Origin of the sequence: Burkholderia singularis (genome assembly GCF_900176645.1) — a bacterium.
GTDB lineage: Bacteria > Pseudomonadota > Gammaproteobacteria > Burkholderiales > Burkholderiaceae > Burkholderia > Burkholderia singularis.
The window spans coordinates 1-11,777 of record NZ_FXAN01000034.1 but is presented as its reverse complement, the minus strand read 5'-3'; the positions used below and the strand labels follow the sequence as shown (position 1 = coordinate 11,777).

General features: G+C 64.1%; 8 protein-coding genes. 1 reads left to right on the top strand and 7 read right to left on the bottom strand.

Annotated elements, in window-relative coordinates:
* Positions 1–253: 253 nt before the first annotated feature.
* From BSIN_RS03880 to BSIN_RS03850, 7 genes are all read right to left on the bottom strand, one after another.
* Complete coding sequence (locus BSIN_RS03880) at positions 254–1,450, bottom strand: cytochrome P450 (RefSeq protein WP_173678622.1); 1,197 nt, start codon at positions 1,448–1,450, stop codon at positions 254–256.
* 13 nt (positions 1,451–1,463) lie between these two features.
* The gene (locus BSIN_RS03875; protein ID WP_089339545.1) at positions 1,464–5,402 is read right to left on the bottom strand and encodes a non-ribosomal peptide synthetase; all 3,939 of its coding nucleotides are present in this window, start codon (positions 5,400–5,402) and stop codon (positions 1,464–1,466) included.
* Complete coding sequence (locus tag BSIN_RS03870) at positions 5,399–6,172, bottom strand: TauD/TfdA family dioxygenase (RefSeq protein ID WP_089339544.1); 774 nt, start codon at positions 6,170–6,172, stop codon at positions 5,399–5,401. Before BSIN_RS03870 ends, BSIN_RS03875 begins: the two co-directional genes overlap by 4 nt.
* Positions 6,156–7,028 (bottom strand): TauD/TfdA dioxygenase family protein, encoded by an 873-nt coding sequence (locus tag BSIN_RS03865; protein ID WP_059572887.1) that lies wholly within the window; start codon positions 7,026–7,028, stop codon positions 6,156–6,158. Before BSIN_RS03865 ends, BSIN_RS03870 begins: the two co-directional genes overlap by 17 nt.
* 241 nt (positions 7,029–7,269) lie before the next feature.
* A complete protein-coding gene (locus tag BSIN_RS03860) occupies positions 7,270–8,340 on the bottom strand; it encodes a hypothetical protein (protein ID WP_218192395.1) in 1,071 nt (356 codons plus the stop codon).
* Entirely contained in the window at positions 8,315–9,154 is an 840-nt protein-coding gene (locus BSIN_RS03855; protein ID WP_159935878.1) for a TauD/TfdA dioxygenase family protein, read from the bottom strand. The genes BSIN_RS03860 and BSIN_RS03855 overlap by 26 nt, the downstream gene beginning before the upstream one ends.
* A 753-nt stretch (positions 9,155–9,907) precedes the next feature.
* Complete coding sequence (locus BSIN_RS03850) at positions 9,908–10,363, bottom strand: YncE family protein (RefSeq protein WP_218192394.1); 456 nt, start codon at positions 10,361–10,363, stop codon at positions 9,908–9,910.
* An 872-nt stretch (positions 10,364–11,235) separates the two neighbouring features.
* On the opposite strand from BSIN_RS03850, the gene BSIN_RS03845 reads away from it, so the two are divergent.
* A complete protein-coding gene (locus BSIN_RS03845) occupies positions 11,236–11,619 on the top strand; it encodes a YncE family protein (protein ID WP_089339540.1) in 384 nt (127 codons plus the stop codon).
* Positions 11,620–11,777 lie beyond the last annotated feature (158 nt).

Below are 11,777 nucleotides of genomic sequence, written 5' to 3'. Positions count from 1 at the left end.
CGGCGATCCGGTTTCGATCGCGAGAGTTAAGCATGCGGGTGCGGTGTACCGCAAAGAACGATTTCTGCTTTTTATTTGAAACTAGACGTGCGCGCCGGTGCGATCGCATGCGCGCGTGGGCGCGTTGCGCATGAAGGCGTGGCGAGCCCGGCTTGCAGCCCTCGTTGACCGGCATTTCGGCGCGCTGATCGGGCAGTCCAGGGAGCCGCGCTGACTTTGCGTTCCATTCGGTATGGCCGCCATGGCCGGCTTGTCAATCGAGGCTGACCGGCAGCGTGCTGAAGCCGTGCAGGAAGTTGGAATAAATCGGGGTTGGCTGCCCGGCGGGGGTGATGCGGGTTACCGCCGTGCGCACCGCGTCCAGCAATGTAACGAGTTCGAGCCTGGCCAGTTGAGCGCCAATGCAGAAGTGCGGCCCGTATCCAAACGACAGGTGCGGATTGGGCCGCCGGTCCAGACGAAACGAATCGGCATCGGCAAACCTGCGCTCGTCCCGGTTCGCGGAGACATTCCATAGCGTTACGATGTCGCCGGCGCGGATTCGATGCTGGCCGAGCTGAACGTCGGTCAGCGCGACCCGGCCGAAATGCATCGTAGGAACGTGCCAGCGGACCACTTCCTCGGCCACCAGTTCGAGATCCACGGGCGCGAACCGGAACGCGCGCCACAGCTCGGGGTGTTGCGCGAACGTGTGCATCGCGCCGATCATGGACAGCCGGCTGGTCTCGTCCCCGCCGAGCAACAGGCTGTAGCAGTTGGCCACCACTTGCTCGTCGGTCAGCCTCGCTCCGTTCACCTCGGCCTGGACCAGCCTGCCGACGAGGTTTTCGCCGGGGTGGCGGCGTTGCCGTGCCACGTGCTCGAGAAAGTAGAGCAGGATGTCCTGCCGCGCGGCTGTCCCGTCCGGATCGGCTTGATCCTCGTGTTCGCTGCTCAGCGCCTGTTTGTCCCAGGCGATCAGCAGTTCATGGTCGTCCTCGGGCACGCCGAGCAGGTCGCAGATGGTCCAGATCGGCAATCGGGAGGCGATGGTGCGGGCGAAATCGAAAGCGCCTGCGCCGATGTGTTCGGCGAGCAACGCTCCGGTTCGGCGGCGAAGCAGGTGCTCGAGGCGCGCGATCGCGTCCTTGGACAGCGCGGGGGCGATCAGTTTGCGCAGCGCGCCGTGCCGAGGCGGATCGGTGACGGCCAGCATCTGCCCGGCGGCGGAATCCCCGCCGGCCAGCAGAGTCAGCAGCACGTTGCCGCGCTGCGAGCTGAACCGGCCGGGGTCCCGGTACACCGAGATCAAGTCGTGGTAGCCGGCCAGCACCCAAAACCCGGGCGCGGCCCCGTTGACCGCCGGGTGCCAGCGCACCGGCTGGTGGGCGCGTGCCCATCGCCAATACTCGGTCATATCGGCACGCAAGTGCGTTCGCGGATCGGTGAGGTCGAGGTCGACGAACGCCATCGTGCATGATCGTTCAGTGGGCATAGCCATGGCTGAATTCGGTCCGTTCCAGTTCGTCGGCCAGCACTTGTCCGATCTCCGCGAGGCTGGACTCCGTGCTCAGGCCGTTGTGCGTTCCGGTGACCGGCCGCTCGACGGTGTTCCCGTCTACGTGGGCTGCCCATTGTTCAGCCTTGCGCTGCGGGTCCGGGGCGCCTGGCTGGTGCGTCTCCAGCGCCCGGACGTAGATCAGCCGGCCCCGGAACTGGCCACGCGGCACGTATCGCCGGGAGAGCACGTAGTTCCTCTTGTGCAGATCGAACATTCGCTGGAAATGGTCGTCCGACAACAACGCGTATGGGCTGCCAAGACGATCCAACTCCACCTTGATCTCGGACAGCGGCGCGGCGTCCCAGATGCCTGGCTCGATCGGCGTGGTTTCCGCGAGCATGGTCAGGAAGTATCGGCGCAGTGTTTGGTCCCGATCGAAGTCGTCGGTGGATGCGTCGAACGGTGTCGGTGGCGGCGGCGAGCTGTCCAGCAGGATCACCGAGCCTACCTGCTGCCCGGCCCGCTGCAACGCGACAGCCATTTCGAACGCCACTCGCCCGCCGAACGACCAGCCGAGCAAATGGTATGGCCCGGCGGGTTGGAATGCGATGATCCGCGCGAGATAGTCGGCGGTCAGTTCCTCCACCGATTCCGGCCAATAGCCGGCGTCGCTGAGCGTCCTGGCCTGAAGCGCGACGATCGGCCGATCCGGCAGGTGCCGCAACAGGCCGGCGTAGCCCCAGCCCAGGCCGGTTGCCGGGTGCATGCAAAACAACGCCGGCCGTCGGCCGGTCCGGCGTAACGGCAGCAGCACGTCCAGCGAATCGGTCACGCTGCCCGGCAGATCGAGCGATGCGGACAAGGCCTGCGGCGATGGGGCTTCCAATAGCGATCTCATCGACAGGTCCGCGCCCAGCATGGTTCGCACCTTCAGCACGAGCTTCGCGGCGAGCATCGAATGCCCTCCCAGTTCGAAGAAATTGTCCGCGCGGCCCACTTGGGCCCGGCCCAGGACTTCGGCAAAGATCTGGCAGAGCAGATGTTCCTGCGGAGACTGGGCCAGCGCCTGCGCATCCATGCGCGGGTGGGCAGGGGCAAGCGCCGGGGCGGGGGCCAGCTCGGGCAAAGCGTGATAGTCGATTTTGCCGTGCCGGGTGCGGGGCAGACGATCAACGGCGATGACCCGGTCCGGAGTCAGGTAGCGTGGCAGCCGGTGCGCCAGATAAAGCACCAGCGCTTGGGGCGTGGCTTCACCGGCGAGCACCGCATACGCGAGCAGTTGCTCGCCGGTGGCGATCACCGCTGCTTGCCGGACGTCGGGGTGCGTTTGCAGCGCGGCTTCCACCTCGCCAGGTTCGATCCGCTGGCCGCGCAGCTTGATCTGCCGGTCGCACCGGCCGACGAATTCCAACTGGCCGTCCGGCAGTTGCCGAACCCGATCGCCGGATCGGTAATGGCGTGTCCCATCCGGTCCGGTGACGAACTGCTCGCCGGTCAATGCGGGATGGTGCAGATAGCCGAGCGCAACGCCGTCGCCGCCGATCAGCAACTCCCCGATCGTTCCGGCGGGCACCGGCCTGAGCCGCTCGTCCACCACTTGCGTGGGGCAGCCGGGAATCGCCCGCCCGATCGGCACGATGGCGAGATCGTCGAGTTCTTCGCTGATCGTCGCGCACACGGTGGCTTCGGTCGGCCCATAGGCGTTACGCAACCGGTGGCGCGTGCGCCACCGGCGCAGCAATCCCAGGCCGGGGCGCTCGCCGGCTACCATGATGCGCAGCCCGGCGGGCACCCGCTCCTCAGGGACGGTCGCCAGTACCGACGGCACCATGATCAAGTGCGAGACGCCATGAGCGGTGATGGCGCTGGCGATGCCGTCACCGTGGCTCAACTCGTCGAAACCCGCGAACACGGCGGTCGCGCCGCAGCACAATGCGAGCGTTAGTTCCGCGATCGACGCGTCGAATGTGATCGGCGCAAACTGCAACACTCTGGCTCCCACGCCAGCGTTCATCGCGTCCGCATGCGCGCGCGCCATGCCCAAAATCCCCCGGTGGCTCACCATCACGCCCTTGGGATGGCCCGACGAGCCCGAGGTGAAGATGAGATAGGCGGGGTCCTGAGGGTGGAGCGCAGACGGGGGCATCGCGGTGTCGGCATCGGCGGCATCGGCGTCCGCCTCGGCGCCTGCTTGCGGCATTGGTTCGGCGGTGAGGGTAGAGATGTCCGCCAACGCCGGCGTGCCGATGGTGTCCGGTTCGACGATCGCGATGACCGGCGCGGCCATGTCGAGCACGTGCGTCAGCCGCAACGTCGGCTGCCCGAGATCGAGCGGCAGGTAGATCGCACCGAGCCGCCAGACGGCCAGCATCGCCGCGGCGGCGAGCGGCGAGGGGCCGCTGGTCACGGCGACTACGTCGCCTTTCATGACGCCGTGCTGCGCCAGCCGTCTGGCCAACCGTGAGCACCACGCTTCAAGCGCCTGATAGGTCAACGATCGCGAATCAGCGGCGACTGCGGGCACAAACGGGGTCCGCCGCGCCTGTTGCGCAAATGCGGCTGGCCAGCTCTGCCATGCCGGCACGGGAGACGATGGCCGCTGGCGAGGCGTGTGCGCGTCATGCGCGACATTCAGCTCGCGCACGATGCCGCGCGGCGAGTGTACCGCCTGCTCGATCAACGCGCACAGTCGGTCCAATAAACCACGCAGCCGCGCGACCGGATATTGCGCCGGATTCCCGGCCAATTGCAGTTCCAGCGAACCGCCGGCCGCCGGTCTGCATACAGTCAGTTCCAATCCGGGCACCGGCCCGTAATTGCACGGATGGATCGTTGCGTTCACCGCGCCGAAATCGGGCCGCAACTCGTCGAACAACATCATGTTCAGCCCGGCCCCGGTAGGAGCGGGCCGGCCCGCGGCAAGCAGATCACGCCGGATATCTTCCCTGCGGTATCTCTGATGCCGCAACGCCGCCCGGATCGCCGCACGCGCCGATCCGATCACCGACTCGAGTGTGTCGTCGGAGCGCATGGGCACCCACAGCGGCACCCGATTGACCGCGACGCCGGCGGTACGCCGTAGCGCGTCGGAATTGCGGCCGCTCACACTCAACTCCAGCAGTGCGTTGCCGGCGCCAAGCAGTACTGCCAGGCAACCGGCGATGACCGCCGTGGCCCCCGGCCGCCGCTCGCTCACCGATTCCACCGCGTCGGACAGCGGCTTCGGCAACCGCCGGCGGACTCGCGCCGGCGCATCGTCCGCAGGCGCAGGGGCAATCAACGGTTTGGTCACGGCGCCCATGGCGGTCAACCAGTAATCCCTGTCACGAAGGAACGCGTTGGACTGCCGGTAGTCCGCTTCCGCTCGCAAAAGCGTGGCCACGCCGGTGTTGTCGATCAGCGGCGCGCGCGCGCCGGCGCAGAGCGCGCGGTAAGTCCGCGCGATCCACCATAGCCGCCAGCGGGCGGCATGGCCGTCCACCACCGCATGATGGCCGCGCGACGCTAACAGGTGCAGGTGCGGCGATACCCGGATCAATACGAGCGTCCAGGCGCGCTGATCGGCAGTCAGGACCGGCTTCGACATCCATGTCGACAGCCATCGCCATCCCGACGTGAGTGCGTCCGGCCGGCCGGTCATATCGACGACTTCGAGGACGTTTGGCGGCGAGCCGCACTCGGCCATACGCGTGCGGTCCGCGTCTTCGACCACAATCCATTGCGCGGTTTCGTCGTGCTCGACTACCCACCGAGCCGCGTCGACTAGCCGATCCACATCCAGGCTCCCGGTCAGCACGACGATCTCTGCCACCAAGTAAGGGTCCGCCCGCCCCAGCGGCGCCTGCGCGAGCCAGATTTCCTCCTGCGCCCGGGACAGCTGATGGACGGAGGGCTGCCGTGGCCTTGTCCGTGCGGCAGTCATAGGAGGGTCTCCCCGCCGACGCGCGCTGTCAGGCTGAGCACGCCCTTCAGCAGGCAGCGCTCCCCCCAGAACGCGTACCGCCCGTGCAGGACCCGGCGGTTGTGCATGAATACCGCATCGCCCGCCATCAACGGGATCGGCGTCACCAGGCCGCCATCCACCAGCCGTTGTTCGCAGAACGCGGCGAACCGGGCGCACATGTCAATGACCGGGGCCGGGTTGTCCGGCGCGACCCGGGTGCTGCTCCAATTCAATACCGGATCCGCGCCGTCATATTCGATCACGCGCCTGGTCACGGTGCGCTCCCCCTTGGTGAACCGCACGTTCACCTCGCGCAGCGACCGCAGCAGCGCGGGATCGCAGGCCGCAAGGTAGTCCGTGACGAGCGCGCCGTCCACCGCGAACGTCGCGCCGCCGAACCGGGCAGGGGTTTCGCAACACAGGAAGAAGACGTCGAACGCCACGTCGCTGTATGCGCCGTCGACATGCAGCGGCATCCGGCCGTTGCCGTACCGGTATTGCGCGGTGGCCGCCAGCGTGGCGTCGTAACGGATGTCCAGCCAGCCGGCATGGTCCAGTCCACCGGTCACCGGGTCCTCGTCGCGGAAATGAAAGTCGCCGATCTCGCCGGCCAGCTTCTGATAGAAGGCGTCGCTGTCGGCGTGCGACGCGCGTCGCAGCACCACCACCTTGTGCCCGGTCAGCGCGGCGCGCAGCCGCTCGCCGGTGCTGGCGCTGCGCGATTCGCGGATCTCAGTGAGAAATCGCATGGCTTGCCTCCCGTTGTCGTGCCCGGCTCGGCGCGATGCCGTCGCTGACCAGCACGCGATGAATCTCGCGCCGCTGCCCGTGATAATCGTTGAGCGCGTAGTGCTGCACGCAACGGTTGTCGATCACCACGAGCAAGCCGCGCGTCCATTGAACTCGGCCGACAAACCGCGTGTCGACGATTTGCTGGGACAACTGTTTGATCAACCGCTCGCTCTCGAGCACGTTCATGCCGACTATGCCGGTCATGTGGCAGGCGCTGACATAGAGTCCGTTGCGGCCAGTCGACGGATGCGTCCGCACGATGGGATGGATGTACGTCTGGTCGGCACGCGCCCGATCGTCGATTCGTTGTACGTCGCCGATGGAAAACCGGGGCGTACCGCTGCCGTGAACCTTCGACGCGGTGAAAATCCCGTCGAGCGACGCAATCCGTTCCTTCATGTCGGCCGGCAACGCTTCATACGCCGCGCGCATGTTCGCGACCAACGTGTCGCCGCCGTGGCGAGGAATGTCCACGCCGCGCAGCACGGTGTAGGCCGGCGGGATCTCGTGGTACGGCGAATCGGTGTGCCACACGCCGCCGAAGTTGCTGGTCGAATCGCGTTCCTTGACGATGCGGAAGATTCCCGGATAGCCATTCAATGGCTTGCCGAACGGATATTCGGCGATCGTCCCCAAGCGCCGTGCGAACGACAAGTGCGCACCGGGATCAAGCGCCTCCCGCCCCTCGATACACACCACATGCCGGTCCAGCAGCACCTGCATGATCTTGCCGAATTCGTCCGGCTCCAGCCGGTCGATCCGCACGCCACTGATCCGCGCACCGATGGCCGGTGCGATATCGACCACCTGCATTGCAACCTCCGCATTTCTTTGTCGATTCCTTGTTGAACGTCCCGGCCGGGCATACGGCACGGGGCCGGACGCGCGAGCGGCTGCGCAGCGCAGCGGCGCGCTGAACGAAGCGAGCCGGCGCGGTGCGCGACAGGGCGCTCTCCACGCCGTGGACGGCCGCTGCACAAGCCGAATGCCGCTGCCCGTGCCGCAAGCCTGCTTTCTGCGCGCCAACATGCCAGGTGAATGCCTGGCCACGTGCTCAGATTTCCCGCATGGGCTGCCATGTCTGGAAGACTCCGCACTGCCGCGGCTTGGCCAACTGCCGGCCGGACCTCACTTCGTCATGAGTTGGCACCGGGTCGCGCCGCCAGGCGTCCAATTGATCGAGATCGAGCGTCGAACGGTGTCGCCACGGCAATCCCGGATAGTCGGCGGGCATGGACGTGATGGTCGGCACGGGCAGCCGGCCAGCGTAGAGGCGGCCCGCCCATAGATCGCCGCTGCCTTCGAGCACGCCGACGCGATCGCGGTCCAGCAACCGACTCACCGGCAGATCCGGCGGAATGCGCAAACTGTTCTCCGCGCCCGGAAGGTCATGCCGCCAGATCCACTCGACCAGTTCGTCCTGCCGCCGGTTGAGCCGCTCATCGGCGAAAACCGAACTCATCACCACCGGCACAGCCACGCCGCCCGCCTGCCGGTAGGACAACAGGCCCGCCAACCGTTGCCGCAGTTGACCCGGCGTGTCCAACGCGCTCACGGACACCCGCAGTTCGGCACCCACCTGAACTAATCCGGATTGCGTGTCCGGGGCGATCACCCGAAAGTACTTCGTGACGAACACGGTGCATCGGCCGGCATCGCGGATCAGCTTCGCGAGCGCATACGCTTTGGGCCAGTTCCACGACGCGTCGCTGTTCCAGCCGTTGCGCAAAAAGCGCTGCTCCGGCGGCAACGAAAGGAGATCCGCCTGCAGCTGATCCGCGTCGAGCAGGTTCTCCACGCGAATGCCGAAGTCGTAGTCCGCGGCGAACGCACCACGGGCGGCGAAGCAGCTGCCATAGCAAATCTGCGATGCGGGCAGACAGCCCATGTACAGATCGGTCGTGAGGCTGTCGAATGGAAGCCCGCCATGCCGTCCGGCCCGAATCGCGACCGGCGTGGGGGATCGCAGCGCGTGGCCTGCCGTCATGCTGCGACCGCTTTCGGCGATCAACGAATGCGCGTCGTGCAGCACCGCGATGGGGATGATGGGCACGGTGTCTGAGTGATGAGACATGGTGGCTGTTCCTCTGTCGTCGGAATCATCGTTGAATGTCCAGATTTGCAACCGCTTCTCCGCCAGGCACCGCGAACATGTCCGTGGGGGCGAAGATTTTGGTGGCCTTCAGCCAACGTCGGCCACGAAAGGCTTCGCGCCGATGCAGCAACTGGGCGTTGTCGTAAAGCGCGCAATCGCCGGTGGCCCACTGATGAGCGTAGATGCGCTCCGGCCGCAGCATTCGGGCCAACACGCGGTCCTTCAGCGCGGCCGATTCGGCGGCATCCAAGCCGGTAAAGCCCTGGGTGTTCTCGCTGACGTAGGCGAAGCGTTTGCCCGATGTTGGACTCACGAGCAATGCCGGGTGCGACACTCGGAGTTTGGGCACGTTGTCATGGTTGTACGCCGGCTCATAGGCCGCGCGCCGAGTGGCAAGATTCGCGATGGTAGTCTCGTCCAGACTGGCCGTCGCGACATCGGTCGACACGAAGCTGGTCGCTCCGCCGGAACTCGCGGGAATCACGCAATACAAGATCGCGAGCGTCGCCGGATTTTGCCGATGCTGCTGATCCGAGTGCCAGCAATCCGTGTCGGCTCCGGCGAAACCGATGGGCTTGCCATGTTCGTCACGCAAATTGGATAAATAGCTGATTGCCGGATAGTCGGGGGACAAGCAGATTCTCCGCGACGACTCTTCCAACGGACCAATCCGTCGCGCCAATGCGTGCAGTTCCCGATCGTCGAGACATTGACGCCGGAATATCACCAAGCCGGCCTGCGCGACCAGCCGCAGAAAGCCTGCCTGATCGTCGGGCGAACACGCCTGGAGTGCGACACCACTGACCTGTAGGCCGAGCGTGTCCGATAGTGGCTCTACTTTCACGGTATCTCCTGAGCCGGGAATGAGAACCGAATGCCGGCGGCGAGCGCCTCGGGATTCGGGATTCAAAGTGCGGCTGCTGCGGGATGCATCTAATTAAGGTTGATCGAATAAGATAGATGGATTTCTGGTATTAATATTTTCGGGGTTTAATTATTTTAATGAATTTAACACAAGCTTCCTTTGTTTGCCTTTGGCGGTTGGGGCGATGGCCTTATATAGGTTGCAATGCAATGGCATGATTCGTGTGGCCAATTCATAATAAGTAGATTAGACGGGGCGGGAAAGATATCAAGAATTTATTCAAATAAAAAAGTGTGTGAGCGGTGAATAAAGGGATGGAATTTTCGTGAATTGAGATGCGGGTAATTTCCTATGTTCGGGCGATGTTTGATTTGCGGATTAATGTCTGGCTGATGGATTTGGCTTGGTTTTATCGAAGATCTTCGATCGCTCTATTGCCGTGGCTTTCTATTTCATTCTTTCTCTCTTTCATTTGCCTGCGCTAATCCGCTTAATGCGAAAAGGCATCCGAATCACAGCCGTGAGCGGCGGCCCATTCAACGCGCAACGCGTCCGGCGGAACTGCGCAACATTCACCGGCTGGCGCGTGAAGCTCCAAGTTGTCCGGGCAAAGCCGCGCGCAAGCGGCGCGGCTTTGTCGCATCGAATCGGCGGGATCGGGCGAACGGAGGCGAAACGGGATGAGGGCGGCTCGCTCGCCGAGCCCAGGCCCGCTTGCCGGCTATATCGGTTCTATCGGCCAAACGGCATCAAAAGCATCGCGCCGCTCGCTGGCGCCGTATTGGCTCCACCGAAAGTTGTCGAGCCTCGCACGCGAATGACCGACACGCTGGCCGATGTCCCATTGACGACATAAGCCGTCACCCCGTCCGGCGTGAATGCAACGCCGTTAGGCCTCTGGCCGGTGAAGTTGGTCACGACGCCGGTCTGTGTATTCGACGCGACGTCGATCACCGAGACCGTGCCTGAGAACAGATTGGTGACGTAGGCGCGCTTGCCGTCCGGCTTGATTGCGATTTTCGTGAGCGTATCACCGGAGAACGAGGCGACCGTGCCGATCTGGACGTTGTTGGCCGCGTAGGCGGCCACCGGCGCGGTTGCCGCCACCACGGCGGCCAGCGCGAGCGCGGAGCACTTTGCGGCGAATCGTCCGGCATTCATTGGCTGACGCGGCCGCGCCAGCGGCATGAGTTGTCGACGCATGATGTTTCCTTTTTACCGATGAGTGGAATTCCGCGCTGGCTCGGACGGAGCCGAGGCGACTGAAAGGCTTGACCGTTCGCAGCCTTCTTTCCGATGGGTTGATCGACCGATTCGGGTAAGAACGCCGCCCATCGGATTTAAAGTGTTTTTTTCTCCAATATCACCGGCTATCTTCTGGAGGATAACGTCCAAATATAAAGCGAAATACCGTTCTCTATCCTATGAGTCGATGAACAAGCCATGATTTATTTAAACACCTTTTTAATGAGGATGGTGTCGGCGTGGCGGCATTGGGCTTGGGAAAAACGGCCGATCGCGGTTGCATGGTCCGAGTCGATTCGAAAACGGAAGCGAATTCCGTTTGATTAAACGTTTGCTTAAGCAGCTTGCCTTATATGTGCGAGTGGCTTGCCGATTCGTTGCCTGAGCGTTGCCGATTCGGATAACGCGTGTTCCAGGTGCGCTGCGCAGTCAAGAATGATTTCTGTTTATTTGAAATTCGATACTTGGGGGCGCTGGTATGCGGGGGGCATGAGGGGGCACCGCGGCGGCGGAAGGCGCTGCGTTGTATTTAGCGTTTATCCTCCCGCAGGTGACCGGTGATATCGGAGAAGAAAACGCTTTAAATCCGATGGGCGGCGTTCTTACCCGAATCGGTCGATCAACCCATCGGAAAGAAGGCTGCGAACGGTCAAGCCTTTCAGTCGCCTCGGCTCCGCCCGAGCCAGCGCGGAATTCCACTCATCGGTAAAAAGGAAACATCATACGCCGACAACTCATGCCGCTGGCGCGGCCGCGTCAGCCAATGAAGGCTGTGCGGTTTGCCGCGAAGCGCTCCGCATGCGTCTTGGCGGCGGGTGGTCCACAACCGCGTCGATGGAGGGCACGCGGCCGACAACGCTCAGATCGGCGCGGTCGCCGAATACTCGGGCACGATGCCATGGGCGGTGGCCGTCACGCTGGACGGCAAGCGTGCGTATGTTGTTAACACGAGTTCGAACACGGTCTCGGTGATCGACGTCGCGTCGAACACGCAGACCGGCGTCGTAAGCAGTTTCACTCGCATTTGGCCCGTTAGAGCCACGTTCACGCCTAACGGGACGAGCGCCTATGTCGCCAGTCCCGCGTCGACCAGCGTGCCGATCATTCGCGTGCGCGGCGCGACGACTTTGTGGAAATCCGATACGGCACCCGCGAGCGGCGCGACGCTTTTGATGCCGTTTGGCCGGTATGGCCGATAAGCGATCCTGGGTTGAGCGATCGCGTCCGGCCACGTTTTACCCCACCTTCGCCCACTCGAAGCGACGAAGCCGCGCGGCTTCGCCAGTGTCGCCTGAGCCGACCGCATCGGCTTCATGCCCGGGCTGCACGATGTTAGAACGGCGCAGCCCACCCGATC

Bases quoted from the DNA above. Each gene is read 5' to 3' on its own strand.
- BSIN_RS03865 (WP_059572887.1), bottom strand. From the start codon at position 7,028: ATGCAGGTGGTCGATATCGCACCGGCCATCGGTGCGCGGATCAGTGGC.
- BSIN_RS03870 (WP_089339544.1), bottom strand. From the start codon at position 6,172: ATGCGATTTCTCACTGAGATCCGCGAATCGCGCAGCGCCAGCACCGGC.
- BSIN_RS03850 (WP_218192394.1), bottom strand. From the start codon at position 10,363: ATGCCGCTGGCGCGGCCGCGTCAGCCAATGAATGCCGGACGATTCGCC.
- BSIN_RS03875 (WP_089339545.1), bottom strand. From the start codon at position 5,402: ATGACTGCCGCACGGACAAGGCCACGGCAGCCCTCCGTCCATCAGCTG.
- BSIN_RS03880 (WP_173678622.1), bottom strand. From the start codon at position 1,450: ATGGCGTTCGTCGACCTCGACCTCACCGATCCGCGAACGCACTTGCGT.